The sequence below is a fragment of the Pseudofrankia coriaricola genome, assembly GCF_032027725.1.
Lineage (GTDB): Bacteria > Actinomycetota > Actinomycetes > Frankiales > Frankiaceae > Pseudofrankia.
In genome coordinates this window covers 31,971-55,116 of sequence record NZ_JASNFO010000082.1, presented here as the reverse complement: position 1 = coordinate 55,116, position 23,146 = coordinate 31,971, and the positions used below count along the sequence as shown (strand labels likewise).

Here is a 23,146-nt window from a genome sequence, read left to right as displayed (position 1 = left end):
TGTGCCCGGTGAGGGATTGCCCAATGTGGGCCGACGGCCGCAGGAACGACGCCGGGAGCAGGTGGCTCCGGCGCCGTGCTGTACAGGCTCACGCTCGTGACCGCGGGGCGCGTCCGGCGCTGGCCAGAGAACGTGGCCGCGTCCTGCCGCAGGGCGAGGCGTCCGGCTCGCGGCCGGGTGCCGCTTGGCGGACCACCCGCGGCCGAGGCCGCTCCGCCTCGTCGTCCGGCTCCGCGCCGAGCTGGGTCAGGGGCGCGACCAGGATCGCGGTACCGCAATACACGCAGGCCAGCTCGGGACAGTCCGAGCCGTGCCCGTCGAGGCATTCCGGCCGTTCGAACCGCCGCTCGTCGGCGCACTCGGGGCAGTGGTGGTACTCGCCGGCCGGCTCGCGGCCATCGGCGGCGGTGGCCGCTCCCCGCCGGTCTCCCGGCGCGAGGCGCTCGGGGTCCGCGCGCAGGGCGGGATGATCAGGCTGATCGGGCTCGCGTCCAGGGAGCATGACCGCACCTCCTGTGGCCGGCTGGTTCTGCTGGTCGGCATGGTCGTGAGCGCTGGAGGCCCGCCCGCGCGGCTCGCCGCCATCGAGGCTTGGCGCGGTGCACAGCGCCGTCTGACCGGCGGTGGTGGTGACGGCTGCCTCCGACGCGTCGGTCGAGCGAAGCTCGACATCGGGGTCCGGGATCGCCCCCGGGGCTATATCGCGGCCCGTGGCGAAGCTGCCCCGCAGCGTGCAGGCGGCGCCGGCTCGGCTCGGACATCGCCTGCACTCCCAGCCCTTTCGGACGGCTCAGACGGTGCCACGACCATGACTGATCTCCACGCATTCCCCCCGGCGTGTCGCGGCCAGACCATCTGCGCACGGCCCGTCACACATGTCGCGAGCGTCCCGGTTCCAGCTGTTGGGCGCCCGATGTGCATTCTTGGCGCTGTGTCGGGCGCATCGAAGCACCGCCGGCGCCTGCCGGGCCAGGCCAGAAACGCCCCGCTGTGGGTGCGGCGGCCGGGCTCCCGGGGGGAGTAGTTTCTACCAGACGTAGAAGAGCTGGAGCCCGCCCCCCGGGTGGGCCGGCGGGCCGTTGGCTACGCGGGTTCGGCACCCTCGGCCGGCGCGTGTCACGATCGGAGTATGGGCGTGAGCGCAAGTTGGGTCCCCGGATGTCGCGAAGCGATGGCGGGAGAGCGATGAACGCCGCGACGGAGCAGCGAGCGCGCGGCTCGGTGGGAACACCGTCCGCCTCGACCGCGCCCGACGGGCCCCGACGGGCCGGGCTGGCCGAGAGCGCGCCCCTGCTGCGTGCCGCCAGGGGGGAACCGACCGACGTCACACCGGTCTGGTTCATGCGCCAGGCCGGCCGGGCGCTGCCCGAGTACCGGGCGCTGCGCGCCGGGGTGCCGATGCTGGACTCCTGCCAGGACGCCGCGCTGATCACCGAGATCACGCTGCAGCCGGTCCGCCGGTTCGGGACGGACGCGGCGATCTTCTACTCGGACATCGTCGTACCGCTGGTCGCGATCGGCGTGGGCGTCGACATCGTGGCCGGGACCGGGCCGGTGGTGGCCGAGCCGGTCCGCGACGCCGCCGGTCTCGCGCCGCTGCGCCCGCTGTCGCCCGACGACGTCCCCTACATCCACGACGCGATCCGGCTGCTGCTCGCCGAGCTCGGTGACACCCCGCTGATCGGCTTCGCCGGCGCGCCGTTCACGCTGGCCAGCTACCTCGTCGAGGGCGGGCCGAGCAAGACGCACGCGAAGACCAAGCAGCTGATGTACAGCGACCCCTCGCTGTGGCACGCCCTGCTGGACCGCCTCGCCGAGATCACCATCGGCTTCCTGCGGGTCCAGGTCGACGCGGGCATCGACGCGCTGCAGCTGTTCGACTCGTGGGCCGGCGCGCTCGACGAGGCCGACTACCGCCGTTACGTCGCCCCGCACAGCGCCAAGGTGCTGGCGGCCTTCGAGGGCTCGGGCGTGCCGCGGATCCACTTCGGCGTCAACACCGGCGAGCTGCTCACCGCGATGGGCGAGGCGGGCGCGGACGTCGTCGGCGTCGACTGGCGGGTCGGGCTCGACGAGGCGGCCCGCCGGGTCGGTCCGGGCCGCGCCGTGCAGGGCAACCTGGACCCGACCGCGGTGTTCGCCCCGCCGGACGTGCTCGCTGAGAAGGTGCGCGACGTGCTGCTGCGCGGGTCCAAGGCCGAGGGGCACATCTTCAACCTCGGCCATGGCGTGCTGCCCGAGACCGACCCGGGTGTGCTCGCCCACATCGTCGACCTCGTCCATGGCGGCTAGGAATCCGTCGGCCCCGCTCGCGGCGGCCGGCAACCCGGCCCCCGCGAGCGCCGCCGGCCGCGGGGTGCGCGACATCGACGAGCCCCCGCGCCCCCGCGGGCTCGTCCCAGGTCGCGGAGGGAGCGTTCCAGCGTGCGAGTAGTGATCGTCGGCGGGGGCATCGCGGGGCTCGCCGCGGCGCACGCGCTGGCCGGCCGGGCCGAGGTGACCGTGCTGGAGGCCGGCGACCGGGTGGGCGGCAAACTGCGCACCACCCCGCTCGAGGGGCTCGACGTCGAGGAAGGCGCCGAGTCGTTCCTGGCCAGGGTCCCGGAGGGGCTGCGACTGGCCCGCCAGGTCGGCCTCGGCCACGACATCGTCCACCCCGAGACCACCTCGGCGTCGCTGTGGATCAACGGCCGGCTGCGGCCGATCCCACCGAACACGCTGCTCGGGGTGCCGACCGACGCGCTGGGGCTGATCCGTTCCCGGGTGCTGTCCCCCTGGGGGCTGGTGCGCGCCGCCGCCGACCTCGTGCTGCCGCGCGCGAAGATGCCGGACGACCCGACTGTCGGCGACTACGTCGGCGCCCGGGTCGGCCGCCAGGTCGTCGACCGGCTGGTCGACCCGCTGCTCGGCGGCGTCTACGCCGGTCGGGCCGACGCGCTGTCGCTGCGCGCCACCGTCCCGCAGCTCGTGCCGATCCTGGCCGAGGACCGCTCGCTGCTGCTCGGCGCCCACCGGGTGCGGGCCCGCACGGCGCCGGCAGCCACGACGGTGCCGTCGCCGGTGTTCGCCTCGGTGCGCGGCGGGCTTGGCGCCTTCGCGGCCCGGGTCGCCGAGGCCAGCGGCGCGACCGTGCTCACGGGGGTGCTCGCGCGCCGGCTCACCCAGGTGGAGGGCGGCTGGCGGGTCGACTTCGACGAGTCCGGGCCGGCCGCCGACGCCAGCCCGGATGCCGTGGCGGTCGGGCCGCGCGGACGAGGCTCGCTGGACGCCGACGCGGTGATTCTCGCGGTCCCGGCCGGGGCGGCGCGCGAGCTGCTCGGCCCGGTCGCGCCGCGGGCCGCCGCGCCGCTGGCCGGCGTGCCGTACGCCTCGATCGGGCTGGTCACGCTCGTCTACCGCGACGTGGACCTGCCGGCGGGCAGCGGCTTCCTGGTGCCGGCCCGGGAACGTGCCACGATCAAGGCCGCGACCTACCTGACGTCGAAGTGGCCGCACGTGTCCGGGGGCGGTCCGCTGCGGGTGGTCCGCGCGAGCGTCGGACGGGCGGGCGCCGACCAGGACCTGCGCCGCTCCGACGTCGAACTCGCCGGTGTGGTGGCCGCGGAGATCGCGCACGCCGTGGGCCTGCCCACGCGCCCGGTCGCGAGCCGGGTCAGCCGGTGGGGCGGGGCGCTGCCGCAGTACCTGCCGGGCCACCTGGAGCGGGTCGTGATGGTGCGCCGGGCGCTGCCACCGGGGCTGGCGGTCGCCGGCGCCGGCTATGACGGGGTGGGCATTCCCGCCTGCATCCGATCCGGTGAGGCGGCGGCGGTGGCGGTGCTGCGGTCCGAGACAGATGCGGTCGGCGCGGTGAGCCGTTCCGCGAGCGAGGAAGAATAGACGTATGTCGTCCACCCAGCCTTCGTCCACGTCGCAGCCGGAGACCTCATCCCAGCTGGAGACCACGTCGCCGCGGCAGGAGCCCGGCGCCCAGCACGGTGAGACGGCGAAGTCCGCCCGCGACCTGAACGCGGAGATGCTCTACACCAGCTGGTCGGTGTTCGCCGCCCGGCGGTCGCTGCCGGCCGACCGGCCCGCCGTCGCCGCCGAGGTGGACACGCTGCTCGACGGCGCGCTCGCCAAGGACGTCTACACCCGGGGCATCTATGAGATCTCCGGCTACCGCGCCGACGCCGACATCATGATCTGGTGGACGTGCCCCGACCCGGACCTGCTGCAGGAGACCTACCAGCGGTTCCGCCAGACGACGCTGGGCGCGCACCTCGCCCCGGTGTGGTCGGCCGTCGGCCTGCACCGGCCGGCCGAGTTCAACCGGAGCCACATCCCGGCCTACGTCCGCCGTGAGGACCCGCGCGACTACATCTGCGTCTACCCGTTCAACCGCTCGCTGGAGTGGTACCTGCTGCCCGACTACGAGCGGCGCGGAATGCTCGCCGAGCACGGGATCATGGGCCGGGAGTACGAGGACGTGCGTGCCAACACCGTCTCCGCCTTCGGCCTCGGCGACTACGAGTGGCTGCTCGCCTTCGAGGCGGACCAGCTGCACCGGATCGTCGACTGTATCCGCCACCTGCGCGCCAGCGCCGCCCGCCGGCACACCCGGCTGGAGACGCCCTTCTACACCGGCGCCCGCAAGCCCGTCTCGGACATCGTCGCCGCCCTGCCCTAACTGTGTTTCTGGTTCGCTCCGTCCGGGCAGCGCGCTCCGGCCTCGTACTCGCTTCGCTCCCACGAGACCTCCGCGCGCTGTCCTCCTCCGCTCACGGGCGCTGCGGCGACCTCCGCTGCGGCCCGCCTACTTCGCTTCGCTCGTAGGCAGGCCTCCGCGGAGGTGCGCCTCCGCGCCCAGCGCGGTTGCGTTCCGCTGTGGCGACACCAGTCCGAAGACGAGCGCGTTCGCGGGGTCACTTCGCTTCGCTCGTAGGCAGGCCTCCGCGGAGGTGCGCCTCCGCGCCCAGCTCGGTTGCGTTCCGTCGTACGTCACCAAGCCGAGGCCGCACCTCGGGCGGGCCAACTCGCTTCGCTCGTGGCACGTTTGCGGGACGTCTCTACGAGCGGAGTGAAGTGGGGCGCCGCGTGGGTGCCGCTTCGGACTGGTGACGATCAAGCGCGAAGCACCCACGCCTGCGCGGAGGCCCGGCCACGAGCGAAGCGAAGTGCCCCCGCAAGAGGGCTGTGGTCTCTCGCAACGTCCGAGCGGTTCGCGACTGAGCTGGCGCGGAGGCGTGCCTGCGCGGAGGCCCGGCCACGAGCGAAGCGAAGTGCCCCCGCGAACGCGGTCGTCTTCGGACTGGTGACGTCACAGCGGCCCGCAACCGAGCTGGCGCGGAGGCGTGCCTGCGCGGAGGCCCGGCCACGAGCGAAGCGAAGTGGTTGGGCCGCAGCGGAGGTCGCCGTAGCGCACGTGAGCGCAGGAGGACACGGCGCGGAGGTCCCTTGGGAGCGAAGCGAGTAAGGGGCCGGAGCGCCGTGCCCGCACGGAGCGAACCATCAACAAGGTGGGGTCGACGTCCGCCTGGGCGCCCCCACCCGTCCGACGGACGCCGACCGCTCTCACCCTGGCCGTCATGGCGGCCGGGGGCCTCGCCCCGGGTCGCCACCCCGGGTTTCGCGGACAGTAACACCTCGACGTCGTTGTGTAACTCACTGTCGAGGTGAGCGTTGGGTGGCGGCAGGGCGATGGCCTCACCGACCGCGAATGGTGGCGAGCCTTCGGTTGGCCGCGTCGGGCCAGTGGTGCATTTCGTCATAAAGGCATGCCATCGCGCGTGGCTGGTGCACGTTCGTCCATTGATGACGGTCATCGGTCGGATGGCGCGTTCTGCCACGTGGGGGCGCTGGTCGGGCAATCGTCAGGGACGGGTAAGTTTGCCCGCGTGACCACGGTCTGGTGGTCTCCTACGCCCCCGCGCCGGCCCAGTCGCCGCGGCGGGACGTGGGAACGCGGCTCGCCGCGGTGCGCGCCAAAGGGGAGCGCTCGAGCATGGGTGTGTCCGCGCGGTGAGGCGTGGGGGGAGCCGGTGGAGTCGCCCACCGCGGAGGAGAACGTGCTGACGCTGCAGGGGTGTGCGGCGCGTCGGCGTGCGGGCGGCGCGCGGTGACGGCGACCTTTCCGGGCGGCCGTGGCCCGGCCGCCGCGCCGGGCGGGGTTCCGCGTGCCCGCGTGCCCCGGGCCGGTGGGCAGACCGTCGGCGGACCGGTGCCCGGCGGGCGAGTGGCCGGCGGCCCACCGGGTGGCGCGCCAGCCAGCGAGGGAGGCGTCAGAGCGCCCGCTGGCCGGCGGGAGGCCAGTCCGCCCCGGCAGGCGGCGCCGCCCAGCCATGCCCCGCGACGCGGCCAGACCATGCCGCCGGGCGGCTACCGGGCCCAGCTGTACTGGGAGCGCCGCTATGTCCGGGTGCTGATCGCCTTCGACGCCGCGGCTTGTGTGGTCGCGGCCGGCGTGGCGTACGTCATTCGGTTCGGCGGCTTCCTGCACTTCGAGACGCCGGCCGTGACACCACGGTGGTACCTGCTCGCGACGGTGCTGCTGCCGCTGGTCTGGATCGTCTCGATGTCGTTGAACCGGGCCTACGAGCCGCGGTTCCTCGGCGGCGGCTCGGAGGAGTTCCGACGGGTCGTCAACGCCGCGGTCCGGGTCGTCGCGACCGTCGCGACCGTGTCCTACGCGACCAAGGCGGAGATCGCCCGCGCCTACGTGCTGGTCGTCTTCCCGGTCGCGATCGTGCTGACCGTGGCCGGCCGGATCGGCGGGCGCGGCCTCCTGCACCGGATGCGCCGGCAGGGTCGCTGCATGCACCGGGTGCTCGTCGTCGGCGCCGGCGAGTCGGCGGCGTCGCTGGTCCGGCTCGCGCAGCGCGACCCGACAGCCGGGTGGTCGGTCGTCGGCGTCGTGCTGGACCGCTCGCCCGGCCGGCACAGCAGCGACCGTCCCGAGCGCAGCGGCTTCGACCTGCTCGGCGTGCCGATCGTCGGCACGTCCGAGTCGCTGCACACCTCGATCAGGGCGACCCGGGCCACCACGGTCGCGATCTCCCCGCAGGTGGACGGCGAAACCCTGCAGCGGATGCTGTGGAACCTGGAGGGCTCGGACGTCGAGGTGCTCGTCTCGTCGGCGCTGACCGACGTCGTCGGCCCGAGGATCTCGATCCGGCCGGTGGCGGGCCTGCCGCTGCTGCACATCGAGGAGCCGGAGCTGACCGGCTCGCGCCGGGTCATGAAGATGCTCTTCGACCGGGCGGTGGCGCTGGCCGTCGTCCTGTTCTTCTCCCCACTGCTGCTCGGGCTCGCGCTCGCGGTCCGGCTCAACAGCCGCGGCCCGGCGATCTTCAAGCAGGTCCGGGTCGGCCGGGGCGGCCAGCCGTTCAAGATGTACAAGTTCCGCTCGATGTACGTCGACGCCGAGGCGCGCCTGGTCGGGCTGCGGACGAGCAACGAGGGCCAGGGCCTGCTGTTCAAGATGCGCGACGACCCTCGGGTGACCGGGGTCGGGAAGTTCCTGCGCAAGTGGTCGCTCGACGAGCTGCCGCAGCTGTTCAACGTCCTCAAGGGGGACATGTCGCTGGTCGGCCCCCGCCCGCCGCTGCCGAGCGAGGTCGCCGAGTACGAGGGCGACGTGCACCGCCGGCTGATGGTCAAGCCCGGCCTCACGGGCCTGTGGCAGATCAGCGGCCGCTCCGACCTGGCCTGGGACGAGTCGGTCCGCCTCGACCTGCGCTACGTCGAGAACTGGACGCTGGCCATGGACTTCGTGATCCTCTGGCGCACCGTCTTCGCCGTCCTCCGTCGCGAAGGCGCTTACTGAGACTGTGGAACGGGTTCCAGTGTTTTCTTGACAGGTTCAAGAAAACGGGGGAGTGTGGCTGCCATGGCCGCCGCCTTGGACTTCCAGCAGATGCTGCGAGGGGCCGGTCTGCGTGTGACCCGTCCTCGGATGGCGGTGCTGGGCGCGGTGTTCGCCCACGCACACGCCGAGACGGACTCGATCATCGGCGCCGTGCGCCGCGAGCTGCCCGAGGTGTCTCACCAGGCCGTCTACGACTCGCTGCACGCGCTGACGGCCGCGGGGCTGGTCCGGCGCATCCAGCCGGCCGGCTCCGTGGCCCGCTACGAGTCGCGGGTCGGGGACAACCACCACCACGTCGTGTGCCGCTCCTGTGGCGTCATCGCCGACGTCGACTGTGCCGTCGGCGATGCGCCATGCCTGACCGCGTCCGACGACCGTGGCTACTCGATCGACGAGGCCGAGGTCATCTACTGGGGCCTGTGCCCGGCCTGTTCCGCCGGGCGTGCGCCTGAACACCCCTGACCAGCGAGGCTCGGGAGGAGTCCCATGTCCGAGAACCAGGAGACAGTCGCGCCCGCCGCTGACACGCCCGCCACCGACACGGAGAGCGGCGGAGGCTGCCCGGTCGTGCACACGCGTGCCCAGCACCCCACCCAGGGCGGTGGGAACCGCGGCTGGTGGCCGAACCAGCTCAACCTGAAGATCCTTGCCAAGAACCCCGCGGTGGCCAACCCGCTCGGTGAGGAGTTCGACTACGCCGAGGCGTTCACGTCCGTCGACCTCGCCGCCGTGAAGAGCGACATCGCCGAGGTGCTGACGACGTCGAAGGACTGGTGGCCGGCCGACTTCGGCCACTACGGCCCGTTCATGATCCGGATGGCGTGGCACGCCGCGGGCACCTACCGCATCGACGACGGCCGCGGGGGCGCCGGCACCGGCCAGCAGCGGTTCGCGCCGCTCAACAGCTGGCCGGACAACGGCAACCTCGACAAGGCCCGCCGCCTGCTGTGGCCGGTCAAGAAGAAGTACGGCCAGAAGATCTCCTGGGCCGACCTGATGGTCCTCGCCGGCAACGTCGCCCTGGAGTCGATGGGCTTCAAGACCTTCGGCTTCGCCGGCGGCCGTCCGGACGTCTGGGAGCCGGAGGAGGACGTCTACTGGGGCCCCGAGTCCGTCTGGCTCGACGACGAGCGCTACAGCGGCGACCGGGAACTCGAGGAACCCCTGGGCGCGGTCCAGATGGGCCTCATCTACGTCAACCCGGAGGGCCCGAACGGCAACCCGGACCCGCTCGCCGCGGCCCGCGACATCCGCGAGACGTTCCGCCGGATGGCGATGAACGACGAGGAGACGGTCGCCCTCGTCGCCGGCGGCCACACCTTCGGCAAGACGCACGGCGCCGGCCCGGCGGAAAGCGTCGGCCCCGAGCCCGAGGGCGCCCCGGTCGAGCTGCAGGGCCTCGGCTGGAAGAGCTCGTACGGCACCGGCAAGGGCGGTGACGCGATCACCAGCGGCCTCGAGGGCATCTGGACGAACACGCCGACGACGTGGGACAACAGCTTCTTCGAGATCCTGTTCGGCTACGAATGGGAGCTGTTCCAGAGCCCCGCGGGCGCCAACCAGTGGCGGCCGAAGGATGACGCCGGCGCCGGCACGGTCCCCGACGCCCACGACCCGTCGAAGACGCACGCGCCGACGATGCTGACGACCGACCTCGCGCTGCGCCTCGACCCGGTCTACGAGCCGATCTCGCGGCGCTTCAAGGACAACCCGGACGCGTTCGCCGACGCGTTCGCCCGGGCCTGGTACAAGCTGACCCACCGCGACATGGGGCCGATTCAGCGCTACCTCGGCCCGGAGGTCCCGGCCGAGGTGCTGATCTGGCAGGACCCGGTCCCGCCGGTGACGGGCGAGCTCGTCGACGCCGCGGACGTGGCCGCCCTCAAGGGCCAGATCCTCGCCTCGGGCCTGACGGTCTCCCAGCTGGTCTCCACCGCCTGGGCGTCGGCCTCGACGTTCCGCGGCGGCGACAAGCGCGGCGGCGCGAACGGCGCCCGGATCCGCCTCGAACCGCAGAGTGGGTGGGAGGTCAACGAGCCCGACCAGCTGGCCGTCGTCCTGCGCACCCTGACGGGGATCCAGGAGACCTTCAACGTGGCCGGTGGCCGGCAGGTCTCGCTCGCCGACCTGATCGTGCTCGCCGGTGGCGTCGGCGTCGAGCAGGCGGCGAAGAACGCCGGTTTCGAGGTCGAGGTCCCCTTCACGCCGGGCCGCACCGACGCCTCGCGGGAGCAGACCGACGTCGAGTCGTTCGTCCCGCTCGAGCCGAAGGCGGACGGTTTCCGCAACTACCTCGGGAAGGGCAACGGGCGTCTGCCGGCCGAGTTCCTGCTGGCCGACCGGGCGAACCTGCTGACCCTCTCCGCCCCGGAGATGACCGTCCTCGTCGGCGGCCTGCGCGTCCTGGGCGCGAACTACCAGCAGTCGCCGCTCGGCGCGTTCACCACGGCCCCTGGGGTGCTGACGAACGACTTCTTCGTCAACCTGCTCGACCTGGGCGTCACGTGGACGCCGACGTCCGAGGACGCGAACACGTTCGAGGGCCGCGACGACGCCACCGGCGAGGTCAGGTGGACCGGCACCCGCGTCGACCTGGTCTTCGGCTCGAACTCCGAGCTGCGGGCGCTAGCGGAGGTCTACGGCAGCGACGACGCGAAGAAGAAGTTCGTGGACGACTTCGTCGCCGCCTGGGTCAAGGTCATGAACCTGGACCGGTTCGACCTGGCCTAATCCCGATTGCCTGGTCCCGGCCGGTTGATCCTGGCCGGCTGATCCTAGCCGGCTGGTCCGGGCCGCCTGATCCCCGTCGTCCGGGCCGGCGGCACGTGCCGCCGGCCCGGAGGTGGACGGTCTCGGACCCGGATGCCTGTCCCCTCCGCGCTCGGCGCGAGGGGGACAGGTCTCGCCCCATGATCCGGTGGATTCGTCGGAGCCCTGGCTCCGAACATCACACCGGCTCATGGGCGTCCGTGTGTTCGGCGGGGTCAGGCCGGGAGCCAGCCTTCGGCGCGCAGGTGGGTGAGCACGGCGTCGACGGCGGCGTCGGGGGTGACCTGCGCGGTGTCGACGGTGACCTCGGCGTCGGCGGGTTCCTCGTACGGGTCGGAGATGCCGGTGAACTCGGGGATCAGGCCGGCGCGGGCCTTGGCGTAGAGGCCCTCGCGGTCGCGGTCCTCGCAGACCTCCAGCGGGGTCGAGACGTGGACGAGCACGAATCCGGCGCCGCTGGATCCGACCAGCTCCCGCACCCTCGCCCGCGCCGCCGCATGGGGCGCGATCGGCGCGCAGACGGCGATGCCGCCCGCGGCCGCGACCTCGGCGGCGACGAAGCCGATCCGGGTCACGTTGGCCTCCCGGTCGGCACGGGAGAAGCCGAGCCCCCTGGACAGGTGGGTGCGCACCACGTCGTCGTCGAGCAGGGTGACGTGCCGGTCGCCGCGCTCGAGCAGGCGGACCACCAGCAGGCCCGCGAGCGTCGACTTACCGGAGCCGGCCAGCCCGGTGAACAGGACGGCGAAGCCGCGGGCGCACCGCGGCGGGTAGGCCCGCGCCAGCTGGGCGGCCACGCCCGGCGGGGTGAGCTCCGCCGGGATCGGCCTGCCGGCGGCGAGCAGCGCGGCGAGCTCGGCGCGCCCCGGCGCGCCCAGCGCCGGCCCGGTGATGCTGCCGCCCAGGCCGTAGAACTCGGCGACGTGCGCGCGCAGGGTCACGAGCTCGGCCAGCCGGTCGGGCTCGCCGGGATCGCCGGTAGGTACGCCGAACGGCGAGGTGGCCGTGATCCCGGGCTCGCGGGGGGCGGCGAGTTCCGCGCTGGGCACGATCGGGACCAGCACCAGCAGCGCCTTCGCCGGCTGCGCGTCGGAGGCGCGCGCGGTCCGGCCCCCCGCGGCCTCGGCGCCCGCGGGTGGCGCGGCGGGACCCGGCGGGTAGAACGACACGGCCGCCGAGGTGCGGGTGGCCTCGGCGGCGATCGCCTCGCCCGCCAGCGTCGCCTCCGTCGGGCGGATCGGCGCGTCGAGCGCGTCGAGCGCCGCGCGCAGGGCGCGGACCCGCAGGTGGTGACGCGGGTCGGTCGGGTCGGCCCCTCCCACGGGCGCGAGCACCACGCACCGCTTGCCCTGCCGGGTCAGTGCCCGGACGCGGGCGATGTCGGCCGTGTGCAGCAAGCCGTCGGCCCAGACCGCCCAGGGCGCCCGCCCGCCGGGCTCGAACCAGCCGCGCTCGCGCAGCAGCGCGCGCAGCTCGCCGGGCCGCGGCCGGAGCCCCGGGTAGTCGGGATGGGGTGGGGGCCGCAGCCCTTCGACCCGGCCCGCCAGCCGCGCCTGCCCCGGCCCCACGGCGTCGGCCTCCTCGTCCCGCGCGCCGGTCCCGGCGGACGGGCGGACCAGACCGACGTGCAGCGCGGCGATCATCACCCCCTCGGGGTCGCGCAGCGCCACCGTGTCGCCCGGGGCGACATCCGCGACGGCCTCGGCCGGGACGACGAGCATCGGCATCCGCAGGCCGTCGCGCAGCGTTGACTCCGCGTACCCGGGCACCGGGCCGAAGACGCCCAGCAGCAGTAGCTCCAGGTCGGCGAGCTGGGCGAGGGTGAGCGTGAGCGATCGCCAGCCCCTGGACGCGGTGGTCAGCTCGGCGGCGCGGTCCGCGTCGACCAGCGCCAGGCGACCTGACGGATCGCCGGGCGATCCGTCAGGGGTGCGAGTGGTGGCGGACACCCCGCGACCGTAGCGGTTACGGCGACATTACGGAGCACGATCGGTGCCCGTCGCGCCGTCTCTTGTCGTGCCCTCCGGGGACGGATGGTCGGCACAGACGGACGATCGGTGCAGAATCGACGAACACCGTCCGTGGGCGGACCCACCGCCCTGCTCGCGCCCATTTCCGCGGGCTGGGCAACAGATGATTGATGGCAGCCGTCTGCCATAGAATTTGAGGGTGATGAGCATCGACAGCACCACCGAGCTGACCGACGCCGCGCTCGCGAGCCGGCTCGCCACCGACGCGGGCCGCCGGCTGCTCGAGATCCGCGACGAGGTGGGTTTCGCGGACGGCGCCGCGCTGCGCGACGCCGGCGATGCCGGCTCTCAGAAGCTGCTCGCGGCCGCCCTTGCGCACTACCGGCCGGCCGACGCCGTGCTGTCGGAGGAGGCCGTCGACGACCGGGCCCGGCTCACCGCCGACCGAGTCTGGATCATCGACCCGCTCGACGGCACCCGGGAGTTCTCCGAGACCGGCCGCACCGACTGGGCGGTCCACGTCGCTCTCTGGCAGGGAGGCGCCCTCGCCGTCGGCGCCGTCGCGCTGCCCGCGCTCGGGGTGACGCTGTCGAGCGATACCATCACCCCCCCGGCCCCGGCCGAGGCCGGGCCGCCGCGCCTGGTCGCGAGCCGCACCCGCGCTCCCAGACTGGTCACAGACGTCGCCGAGCGGATCGGTGGCGTCGTCGTCCCGATGGGCTCGGCCGGCGCCAAGGCCGCGGCGGTGATCCGCGGCGAGGCGGACGTCTACCTGCACGCCGGCGGCCAGTACGAGTGGGACTCGGCGGCCCCGGTCGCGGTGGCGCTGGCGGCCGGCCTGCACGCCACCCGCATCGACGGCTCGCCGCTGCGCTACAACCAGCCCGACCCGCTCCTGCCTGACCTCCTGATCTGCCGCCCCGGCCTCGCCGACGCGGTCCTCGCGGCGATCGGGGAGTCCGCGGCCGGCTGACCCGACAGGGCGGCCCGCGGCGTGGCGTCGTCGCGGCGAACTGCCCCGCGCCGCAGGCGAAGACCGTCCCAGGAAAGCAGCCGGGCGACCGCCTGTGACCAGGGAAACCACCCATTCGTGCCATCGGTGGCGACCGTCGGAGGTGTTATGTATACGAGAACGTATACGAGAGCTTGGATTGACCCCGAGTGGCGGCCTTTGACCGGCTAGCATCGGCCTGCGCCCTGCGGGGGATTGGTCGCGTTCTTCCGGTGCTCTGGCTGGTCGTCCCGCGCGGTCTGGTGACCCCACCTCGTCGTCCCTCACCGCACGGAGGCCCCGAATGACCGCTCCCTCGACCGCCGTGCCCGGCGTCGGCTCGCTCCCTCTCGCGGCCGGCTCGTGGACGCTGGACCCGAAATCCTCCAGCGTCACCTTCCAGGTCCGCTATCTCGGCGTCAGCAACTTCCGCGGCCGGTTTGACGAGTTCGAGGCGACGCTGACTGTCGGCGAGACGCTGGACTCGGTGTCCGTCACCGCGTCGATCGAGATGGCCTCGGTCAACACCGCGTTCGCGTTCCGCGACACCCACCTCCACGCCGCCGAGTACCTCAACGCGGTGGGCCAGCCGCACATCACCTTCGCCTCCACGTCGGTGACCGAGGGGCCGGACGGCTACGAGGCGACCGGTGACCTGACGATGAACGGGGTGACCAGGCCGGTGGTGCTGGTCGTCGAGTACTTCGGCAGCGAGACGCACCCCATGGACGGCAGCCTGCGCGCGGGTTTCGCGGCGAGCACGGTAATCCTGCGCAGCGAGTTCGGCGTCGACTTCAACGTGCCGATCGGCGTCGACAAGTTCGCCCTCGCGGACAAGGTGAAGGTGGAGCTCGACCTGCAGTTCCTGGCGCCCACCGCCTCCTGACCGCTCGGTACGCGCCCTGAGCGGGCCGCGAGAATCTCGGCCTACGGGTACCCGGTGCCCGCTGGACGCCGCGGCCGCGGCGGTGCCCGGTCGTTTTGGCGCCCGCCGCGGCCGTGACAGCCGCCCTCAGCTGGCTCCCGACGGCTTCGTCGCAGGAATTACGGGTTCCCGCTCTTCTGCTCACCCGCCGCGGGGCGCGGCGGGCTGAAACCCGACTCTGGGTTTACCTGGACGCCTGGGCGTGGGCGCGCAGGAAGGTGTCGACGCCGGCGTTGACGGCGGCGCGGACGCGCTCGTCGGAGACCGGCCGGGTGCCGTGCTCGGTGAGGTCGGCGATCTCCGCGCTGATGAGGGCGAGGAACTGGCGGGCGGCCAGCGCCGGGTCGGGCACGGTGAGGTGGCCGGCGTTGCCGAGCATCGCGAGCCGGCCGGCCAGCGCCTCCAGGATCGGGGCCGTGGCCTTGGCGCGCACCACCCGGTAGACCTCGGGGTCCCGCGCCGTCTCGGCGGCGATCATGCGCGCGAGGAAGATGGCGCACGGAGTGCGCTGGCACTCGACGAGTTTCATGCCCAGGTCACGCAGGCTGGCGAGCCACCCCTGCGTCGAGAAGTCCAGGCGCTGGATCACCTCCAGGACCTGGGCGTTCTGCTGGACGGCCGAGTCGGCCACCGACTCGCGGAACAGCTGCTCCTTGCCGCCGAAGTAGCTGTAGATCGTCGGCTTGGAGACGCCGGCTGCCGTGGCTATCGCGTCGATGCTCGCCCGCTGGTAACCCTCGTCGCCGAAGATCGGCGCCGCCGCGTCCAGGATCACCCGTCGCTTGTCCCGTCGGGCCACCCGCCGCGTGTCCACCATCGTCACGTCCTGAGTCTAGCCGGACATTGACGGACCTCGGACGTTGCCACACTAAACGGTGTGGTTTAGTTTCGTGGCATGGTAGTAAGTTCGGAGAGCGCCGACGGTATGACGACCAGCGCGCGGACGCCCGCCATCCCGCGACCGGCCGCCCCTGACAGCCGGGAAGGCCCGGACAGCCCGGGCGGTGGGCGGCGGCCCGTGCCGCCTCGTGCCGAGCCGGGCGCGGATCCCCGGCGGGTAGAGCGGCCGGCCACGCAGGTCGGCGGCCGGCCCGGTGGGCAGTCCGTCGGACAACTCGGCGGACAGCCCGAGGGAGAGCCGGGAGCGCGGAGGGACACGCGGCCGGCGGAGCGGGCCGAGGCGCCGACGGGTGCCCTGGTGGCGCTGGGGCTCGCCGCGCTGGTGGCGGTGCTCGACGGCACCGTGGTCTCGGTCGCGCTGCGCACGCTCGCGACCGACTTCGACGCCCCGCTCACCACGGTGGTCTGGACGACCGTCGGCTACCTGCTCGCGGCGGCGACAATGCTCCCGCTGCTCGGCTGGCTCACCGCCCGGTTCGGCGGCCGGGCCGTGTTCCTCGCGGGCCTTGGGCTGTTTGGGCTCGGCTCGGCGCTGGCGTCGCTCGCGTGGTCGGCCGAGGCGCTGATCGCCTTTCGGGTGGTGCAGGGCCTCGGCGGCGGGCTGCTCGAGCCGGTGGCGCTCCTGCTCACTGCCCGGCTCGCCGGCCCGGAACGGGTCGGCCGGGTGATCGGCACGATCTCGATGATCGTCAACGTCGCACCGGCGGTCGGACCGGTCGTGGGCGGCCTGCTTCTCGCGACCGGGCACTGGCAGTGGATCTTCGTGGTGAACATCCCGCTGTGCCTCGGCCTGCTCGTCGTCGCGTTTGTGTTCATCCCGGCCGACCGCCCGGCCCGCGCCGCGGTCGCTGGCGGCCGGGCCGCCGCCGGCGCGCCAGGTGCCGCCGACGCGCTGGCGGTCGCGGACACCACGGCGGTCGCGGACACCACGGCGGTCGCGGACACCGCGGGGGTCGCGGACACGGCGGCGGGCGCGGGTGTTGCGGGCAGCCCGTCGCAGGGTGCCGAGGCCGGCGGCGCGGCGCCGACGGCCGACGTGCGTGGGCTCGTGCTGCTGACGTCCGGCTACGTCGCGATCCTGCTGGCGCTGACCAGGGCGGGCCAGGCCGGCGTGGGCCTGGTCGTGGCGCTGGCCGCCGCCGTGGGGGTCGCGTTGCTCGGCGGCTACGCCTGGCATGCCCTGACTACGCCCACCGCGCCGGCCTTCGACCTGCGCCTGCTGCGCCGGCCGGGGTTCGGCGCCAGCCTCGCGGTGATGAGCTGCGTCGGGCTGCTCATGTACGGCCAGCAGTCGGCGTTGCCGATCTTCGGGGCCGAGCGGCACCACCTGCACGGCGTCGGCCAGGGCCTGCTGGTGTGCGCGCTGGGGCTCGGTCTGTTCGTCTCGATGTCCTGGGGCGGCCGGGTCAGCGACCGGACCGGGCCGCGTCCGCTGGTGCGGGCCGGCGCCGTGGTCACCGCCGCCGGTCTGGTGACCTTCGCGCTCACTCACGACAGGCTGCCGCTCGCGGCCGTGTTCGCCCTCTTCGTCGCCATCGGGCTTGGCTTCGGCGCCACGGCGGCCCCGACGTTCGCCAGCGTCTTTCGCATCCTGCCGCCCGCCGAACAGCCGCAGGGGACGACCGCGATGTTCATGGCCGTGCAGCTGTCCGCGTCGCTCGGCATTACCGTGCTCGGCCTGTTGCAGGCCAGGGCGGGCGACGACTGGCTCACCTGGCTGTTCGCCCTCATGACCGCAGCGGCGCTGGCAATGCTCGTCCTCAGCCGCCGCCTACCCGGTCGCCCCGCTGAGCCGTCAGCCTGACAGCACCGGCATCGACGGCGGTCTCACTGCGATCCAGAATCAGACCGGCGCCGTCACCCTCCAGCTGACCAACCTCCGTGGCGGCATCGTCGCCACCGTCGATGACACGGCCGCCGTTAGTTTCATAGAGGGGGAGGGGGCAGGTAGATGAGTCGGCAGGCATCGCGGCCCGGGGCGGGACGTGAGGAAAATCGCTGCGACGGGGAGTGTCTGGAGGACGGGATGACCGCGGTCCAGGTGCTGAGAATATTACTGAAGTCACCAAGATTTCTTTGTGGCGCGATGCTGGCCGCGGGCGCGGTCGTGGCCACGGAGAATCTTCAGCCCTGGCTCCTCCTGCTGGTTTTGCCTGTGACGGGCATGGCTTTGGGGATCCTGGCGGGTAAAACTTTTGGCCGCCGGAACGGCTAGCGCTTCCCTTCCCGTCCTCGCGGCCCGAAATGGTGGCGCCTTGGCGTGGCAGGCGGCGCCGCGGCGGCGGGAGGACCGACCAGGCCGAGAAGCGACAAGGCAACCGCCGCCGTTGACGGGCCGCGCGTGGGCCAACATCGGAGGGACGATGCGGACTCTCGCCAGCAAGCCCGCTCTTGACTCCTATCACCTCGGCGTCAGTCAGAGTCGCCGCCGTCATCGGTGGCCGCGTGAACGCAATGTTCAGGTCGGGGTGGCCGGCGTGTAGCGCCGCGTGGGCGACTTCGCCACTCCGATCGCGGTCACCATGCCCTGGTCGGTCAGGGCCGTGAGGGCGGCCCTGACCCGGGCGGCGGTGAGCCCGCTCGTTTCCTCGATCTCCCTGCGGGACAGCGGTCGCGCGGCCGAGCGCAGAACGTCGAGGACGAGCCGGTCTCGTTCCCCAAGGAGAGGGACGCCGGCCGTCGCGGTCGTGAGCGTGGCCGTCGGGCGGTCGGGCAGGGACGAGGCGGGGGCCTGCCGCGTCGACGGTCCGGTGAAGGTCACCTCGAACCAGGAGATGTGATCGGCGAACCGTGGAGCGGGCAGTCCGGCGGCCGCCGTCGCGCGGACCATGGCGCGGATGCCCGATGCGCGGTTCTCGCACACTGTTCTGCCCTCGCCGGGTATCTCGACGTCCTCCAGGAGCTTGAGGAGGAGGGCGTTACGGGCCGACGACAGGCCAGGCTGGCCGAGCGCCTCCAGACGGATGGCACCGAACAGACCGCCGGGGTTGCGCACCGTTATCCGGTCCGGATAGACCTCGACCTGCACCTGCGTGCCGAGCGAGTACGGGCCGAGATCGCGGTGCACGACCGCGTTGACGACCGCCTCGCGCAGCGCCTCGATCGGGTAGTCGTACGCTGTCGAGGCTCCGCCGCCGGGCGCTATGACCGTGCCGCGGCGCATCGTACGGGTGAGTTGGACGAGTGTCTCCCGCACCTGGAGCGGAACCGGGCCGTCGAATGCTCGGTTCTCGAGAAAACGGGTTCCGGTCGTGATGTCGGCGCCGTCCACGGTCGGGTACTCGACGAGCGTGATCTTCAGCTGCGGGTAAAAGTGCTGCGGTAGGCGGCCGAAGCAGAGTAGTCCGGCGAGCGAGGGCACGGGGCCGGTCTTTCCGGGCACCAGCACGCGGGTGGCCAGCAGCAGTTCATGCTCGTCGAGCGTTCGGTAGGCATACGGGCGCTGCAGCCGAAGGCGCTGGGCATACGGACCTACGATTTCCGGCATCAGGTCGTCTGGCCCGGCCTCCTCGACGGGCGCGGCGTCATCGACCGGCTGCCCGCGGGCGGCAACCAGGGCATGTACCTCCGCCGGGCCAAGCCGGTAGTCGCCGTCGCCGACCCGGACGTACGCCCCGTTGGTCAGCCCGGCGCCCCGGTAGTAGCAGGGCTTGTGGCTCCGGTCGATCTCCGCTACCTCGGCGACGACCAGCTGGGTCCCCTCGAACCCCATGATCTCGATGAGCGGCGTCAGGGGAGGGGCCATCTGGGTGCGCGCGAGGTCGGCAAGTGAGTCTCTGATCCTTTTCGGGTCGGCCACGCCGGTAGCCGCGAAGTTCTGGGCCTCGTCAAGGCCGAGGACGATGACTCCCCCACCCGAGGAATTGGAGAACGCCGACAGGACTCACGTACCGATTTCGGTAGGTCCCGCTCAGCGCGTTTGGCCTCCACCCAAGCCAGGTCGGTTCGGGCCGCGCGCAGGGCGCGCACCAGCTCGGCGAGTTCCGCGGCCAACATGGCTAAATCTTAGCGAAGCTTCGCGAGAGCTTCGCGAGAACTTCGCGAGTCTTGGGGCCAGCTTCGCGGCAGGCGCGGAGCTGGCGTCGAGGGTGTTGACATCCCCGCGGTCGCTGGGACAGCCGGGCGCGCCAGTTGCGTGCTCGTGGTGTGCTGTTCGCCTGTCGGTGGGCGATCATGGGTGGGTGGACCTTCCTGTGTTGCCTCCCGTGAAGCCGATGCTGGCGAAGGCTGTGGCGAAGATTCCCGTCGGGATGAGCTATGAGCCGAAGTGGGACGGGTTCCGGTCGATCGTGTTCCGGGACGGGGACGAGATCGAGATCGGGTCGCGGAACACGAAGTCAATCAAGAGGTACTTCCCAGAGCTGGTCGAGGCGTTCCTGGCGGGGCTGCCGGAGCGGTGCGTGCTGGACGGGGAGATCGTGGTGCCGGTAGGGGACCGGCTGGACTGGGCGGCGCTCGGGCAGCGGGTGCATCCGGCGGCCAGCCGGATCAGGCTGCTCGCCGCCGAGACACCGGCGTCGTTCGTCGCCTTCGACCTGCTGGCCCTCGGCGACACGTCGCTGGTGGACAGCCCGTTCGCCGAGCGGCGGCGGCTGCTCGCCGACGCCGTCGGCGCCACGGCGGCCACTGTCGCGGCCGTTCACGTCACGCCAACCACGACCGACGTCGACGAGGCGGCCCGCTGGTTCGAGACGTTCGAGGGCGCGGGGCTGGACGGGCTGATCGCCAAGCCGCTGGACGTGCCCTACCAGCAGGACAAACGCGTCATGTTCAAGGTCAAGCATGACCGGACAGCGGACTGCGTCGTCGCCGGCTACCGGCCGTACGCCGCCGAGCCGACCGCCGTCGGGTCGCTGCTGCTCGGCCTCTACACGGACACGGCCGACGGGGGGACGGTGCTCGCCGCGGTCGGGGTGGCGTCGGCGTTCTCGCGGGAGCGGCGCCGGACGCTCGCCGAGGAGCTCGCGCCGCTGGTCACGGACCTGGCCGGCCATCCGTGGGCGCCGGAGCGGATGGGCGACACCCGCACGCCGTGGGAGGCGGGGGAGAGCCGCTGGGGCAAGGGCAAGGACCTCTCGTTCGTGCCGCTGCGCCCGGAGCTGGTCGTCGAGGTCCGCTACGACCAGCTGGAGGGGCCCCGTTTCCGCCATACCGCCCAGTTCGTCCGCTTCCGCCCGGACCGTGACCCGGACAGCTGTACCTATGCCCAGCTGGAGGAGACCGTGCGCTACGACCTGAGCCAGATACTGCTCTGAGCCGCTGAGCTGAGCCGGCCGGCCGGCCGCTGAGCCGGCCGGCGGCCGAGCCGCTGGCTGAGCCGTCGGGCGGCCGAGCGGCTTTGCGCCGGGTCGGGCCCGCCAAAGGTTCGATGATCGGCGGCTTTGTATCTGGATCCGAACCGGGACGGCTCCCGGAACTCGGACTCGGATACAGAACTGGTGATCATGGCCGTTCGGAGGCGGTGGCTCAGTCGGTCGGGTGGGGGAGGACAGGGAGGCGGTCGTTGTTGGCTACCAGGGCGGGGCTGGCGAGCCAGCGCAGGTAGGCGGCGCGCTTGGCGGAGGACATCCGTTCCGGGGCGAGTGGGTGGTCGGCGGCGTCGAGGAAGTCGTCGAGCGGGCCGGTGATGAAGCCGTCGGCGCGTGGGTCGCCGGTGAAACGGCGGCGCCGGCCGGCGGCGTCGGTGACCTCGACGGGAATGATCGGGTCGTCGGCGCGGCGCAGCCAGACGGCGGTCGCCGACGCCACGTAGGCCGCCTGCCAGCCGGGCAGGGCCGCCGCGGCGGTCCGGGCCGAGTCGATCGCGGCCAAGGCGTCCGAGGACAGAACGGGTGTGCCGAACGGTTTGAGGTCGGCCGCCGCGGCGGCCACCGGCACACTTACCGCGAGGCCCGTGAGCGTGCCGACCGGGTCCGCAGGCTTGACCGCGCGGACGATCGCGGCGAGCTCGTCGATCACCTTCGCGGTGGCTCTGGTGTCGTCGCGCGCGTCGAGCTCGCCGCGCAGCGTGAGCTGGTCGGCGGTCCGCGCGAGCGTCGCGCCGAAGAAGGCGAACAGCGCCGACTGGCGCAGTTGCCCGAGCGCGCGCGGGCTCGCCGGGTAGGCCGTCCGGCCGTCGCCCCGGTAGCCGCGGGTCGCGGCCCACTGGGCCTGCTCCCATCGCCGCGCGACGAGCGCCGCATCGGTCGCGAGGGCACGGGCGAGCGGCCCGCCGGCGGCCAGCGCCTCGCCGAGCAGGTCCGCCCACAGCTCGGCCGGGATCCGCGCCCCGTCGGCCGGCCCCGCCAGATGCGTCGACCAGGGCCCGCCCGTGTCCGCGGCGTGACCGGAGGCCGCGGCGGCTGGCCAGGCGGTGACCAGGGCTCCGCCGGAGGTGTCGCGCAGGGCGTCGCCGGCGGGAAGCAGACCGGTCACCGAGGCGTACATCTCCTCCCGCCACACGCCGAGCACCTCGCCGATCGCGGCGCGCAGGCCGGCGGGCAGCGGCCAGGAGGTGTCCCGGTGGCGTGCCTGGTCGAGATGGGCGGCCCGATACTGATGAACGGCGAAGCCGAGCCGGGCGACGAACGTCGCGGCGCCCGCCGGGTCGGCCCGGCGTGCCTCGGACCCGCCGGCGCGCCCGGCCAGGTGGGCCCAGGCGCTCGCGACCCGCTCCGGCACACCGGCGTCGATCGGCGGCGGCAGGGCGGCCAGCCGGGAACCCGCCAGGATCGCCTCGACATGGTCGGTGGCGAAGCGCGCGACGAGCGCCGGCTCGGCGGCGATCGCGCGCAGCAGCGCGGCGGCGTAGTCTGCCCGGGCCGCAGCCGGCCCACCGCCGAACAGGCCGACGTCACGGACGGCGCCACCCGTCCCTGGGCCAGTGAGCGGGGCCGGGCGGACCCGGTAGTGCTCGCCGCGCACGTCCGTGCCGGCGAACAGCGCGTCACCAAGCAGACGCAGCGTCGCCGGGGCGAACCGGCCATGGCCGAGCAGGGGGCCGAGCAGGGTCGTCTCGGCGGCGCCTGTCTCGCCGCGCGCGTTGAACCGGGCAAGCCAGCCGGCGGTGAGCCGCCCGGCTCGGCTGAAGGTGGCGAGCGCGGCGCCGAGCGCCGCCGTCAGCGCGCCCGCGGTCTCGGCCGGCAGGCGCCTGCTGGGTGCGTCCACGACCGTGCGTGGGCCACCGTGGCTGGCGTGGACCCGCGCGCCGCGCGCGGTCGCCTCGATGACGTAGCCACCGCCGCGGACGCCCTCGGCCAGGCGCAGGACGGCGGCCAGTCGGTCGGGGCCGACCGCGTCCACGAAGCCGGCGACCAGGTCGGGGTCGTTCGCGCCGACGTCCAGCCGGGCGGCGGCGGCGGCGATCGTCGCCACATCCGGGGACGGCCGCAGGGCGGCGCCCACGAGCTCGATGCCGAGCAGCGTCCCGGCGGCCTGGGCGGCGCCGCCATCCCCGCCGAAAGGGTCGGGCGGCAGCGTCAGCATGACCCTCCCGCCGCTCGCCGTGCCGCCCGCCGCCACAGGGCCGTCGAGCGTCACGGCGCGGTGTGCCCCGTCCGCGGCCTGTACCAGCGCGAGCCGGCGGGTCAGCATTCGCTGCGCATCGTCGGCCCATACGGCGGCGCGCCGCAGCTCCGCCGCGGGGTCGCCGGGCCGGCCGAGCGGGGCGAGCAGCGCCGCGACCACCCGCGCATACCGCCACAGCACGTCACGCAGCGCCTTCAGCCGCTCGACGAGCGTCCTGGTGAGGGCTGTGTCCAGCATGA

At 73.3% G+C, this 23,146-nt stretch carries 16 protein-coding genes; 11 read left to right on the top strand and 5 right to left on the bottom strand.

All coding sequences use genetic code 11. From position 1 onward, the window contains the following. Nucleotides 1–88: 88 nt before the first annotated feature. Complete coding sequence (locus QOZ89_RS35215) at nt 89–502, bottom strand: hypothetical protein (protein WP_312628152.1); 414 nt, start codon at nt 500–502, stop codon at nt 89–91. 683 nt (nt 503–1,185) lie between these two features. Between QOZ89_RS35215 and hemE the strand changes: the two genes are divergently transcribed. The 6 genes from hemE to katG all read left to right on the top strand — a co-directional run bounded on the left by hemE (nt 1,186) and on the right by katG (nt 10,576). Beyond that, on the top strand, nt 1,186–2,292 hold the full coding sequence (gene hemE / locus QOZ89_RS35210) for a uroporphyrinogen decarboxylase (RefSeq protein WP_071052896.1): 1,107 nt from the start codon (nt 1,186–1,188) through the stop codon (nt 2,290–2,292). Between the two features lie 132 nt (nt 2,293–2,424). Then, nucleotides 2,425–3,879, top strand: coding sequence for a protoporphyrinogen oxidase (gene hemG, locus QOZ89_RS35205; protein ID WP_312628149.1), 1,455 nt, complete (start codon nt 2,425–2,427; stop codon nt 3,877–3,879). A gap of 136 nt (nt 3,880–4,015) precedes the next feature. Further along, nucleotides 4,016–4,669: a hydrogen peroxide-dependent heme synthase gene (hemQ, locus tag QOZ89_RS35200; RefSeq protein WP_312628186.1), complete on the top strand. Its 654-nt coding sequence runs from the start codon at nt 4,016–4,018 to the stop codon at nt 4,667–4,669. 1,674 nt (nt 4,670–6,343) lie between these two features. Next, the gene (locus QOZ89_RS35195) at nt 6,344–7,804 is read left to right on the top strand and encodes a sugar transferase (protein ID WP_071052894.1); all 1,461 of its coding nucleotides are present in this window, start codon (nt 6,344–6,346) and stop codon (nt 7,802–7,804) included. A gap of 63 nt (nt 7,805–7,867) precedes the next feature. Then, a complete protein-coding gene (locus QOZ89_RS35190; protein ID WP_071052893.1) occupies nt 7,868–8,308 on the top strand; it encodes a Fur family transcriptional regulator in 441 nt (146 codons plus the stop codon). 24 nt (nt 8,309–8,332) lie between these two features. Then, nucleotides 8,333–10,576 (top strand): catalase/peroxidase HPI, encoded by a 2,244-nt coding sequence (katG, locus tag QOZ89_RS35185; protein ID WP_071052892.1) that lies wholly within the window; start codon nt 8,333–8,335, stop codon nt 10,574–10,576. A 254-nt stretch (nt 10,577–10,830) separates the two neighbouring features. Here the strand turns inward: katG and cysC are convergent, their stop codons facing one another. Beyond that, nucleotides 10,831–12,564, bottom strand: a complete 1,734-nt coding sequence (gene cysC, locus QOZ89_RS35180; RefSeq protein WP_083419728.1) for an adenylyl-sulfate kinase — start codon at nt 12,562–12,564, stop codon at nt 10,831–10,833. Nucleotides 12,565–12,787: 223 nt separating this feature from the next. On the opposite strand from cysC, the gene QOZ89_RS35175 reads away from it, so the two are divergent. Together QOZ89_RS35175 and QOZ89_RS35170 are read left to right on the top strand one after the other, a co-directional pair. Further along, nucleotides 12,788–13,558, top strand: coding sequence for a 3'(2'),5'-bisphosphate nucleotidase CysQ (locus QOZ89_RS35175; RefSeq protein ID WP_198543537.1), 771 nt, complete (start codon nt 12,788–12,790; stop codon nt 13,556–13,558). Between the two features lie 322 nt (nt 13,559–13,880). Next, a complete protein-coding gene (locus QOZ89_RS35170; RefSeq protein WP_071052891.1) occupies nt 13,881–14,462 on the top strand; it encodes a YceI family protein in 582 nt (193 codons plus the stop codon). A 223-nt stretch (nt 14,463–14,685) separates the two neighbouring features. On the opposite strand, the gene QOZ89_RS35165 is transcribed toward QOZ89_RS35170, so the two are convergent. Then, nucleotides 14,686–15,318, bottom strand: coding sequence for a TetR/AcrR family transcriptional regulator (locus QOZ89_RS35165; protein ID WP_071052928.1), 633 nt, complete (start codon nt 15,316–15,318; stop codon nt 14,686–14,688). A gap of 108 nt (nt 15,319–15,426) precedes the next feature. On the opposite strand from QOZ89_RS35165, the gene QOZ89_RS35160 reads away from it, so the two are divergent. Both QOZ89_RS35160 and QOZ89_RS35155 read left to right on the top strand, forming a co-directional pair. Next, nucleotides 15,427–17,205 carry an MFS transporter gene (locus QOZ89_RS35160; protein ID WP_241842266.1) on the top strand — a complete coding sequence of 593 codons (1,779 nt, stop codon included), beginning with the start codon at nt 15,427–15,429 and terminating at the stop codon, nt 17,203–17,205. A 222-nt stretch (nt 17,206–17,427) separates the two neighbouring features. After that, a complete protein-coding gene (locus QOZ89_RS35155) occupies nt 17,428–17,616 on the top strand; it encodes a hypothetical protein (protein ID WP_071052890.1) in 189 nt (62 codons plus the stop codon). A 243-nt stretch (nt 17,617–17,859) separates the two neighbouring features. Here QOZ89_RS35155 and QOZ89_RS35150 read toward each other — a convergent pair whose 3' ends face one another. Then, nucleotides 17,860–19,281, bottom strand: a complete 1,422-nt coding sequence (locus QOZ89_RS35150) for an ATP-binding protein (protein WP_274536619.1) — start codon at nt 19,279–19,281, stop codon at nt 17,860–17,862. 313 nt (nt 19,282–19,594) lie between these two features. Between QOZ89_RS35150 and QOZ89_RS35145 the strand changes: the two genes are divergently transcribed. Next, the gene (locus QOZ89_RS35145) at nt 19,595–20,656 is read left to right on the top strand and encodes an ATP-dependent DNA ligase (protein WP_241842265.1); all 1,062 of its coding nucleotides are present in this window, start codon (nt 19,595–19,597) and stop codon (nt 20,654–20,656) included. Nucleotides 20,657–20,867: 211 nt separating this feature from the next. Here QOZ89_RS35145 and QOZ89_RS35140 read toward each other — a convergent pair whose 3' ends face one another. Then, nucleotides 20,868–23,144, bottom strand: a complete 2,277-nt coding sequence (locus QOZ89_RS35140) for a hypothetical protein (protein ID WP_312628140.1) — start codon at nt 23,142–23,144, stop codon at nt 20,868–20,870. Between the last annotated feature and the right edge of the window lie 2 nt (nt 23,145–23,146).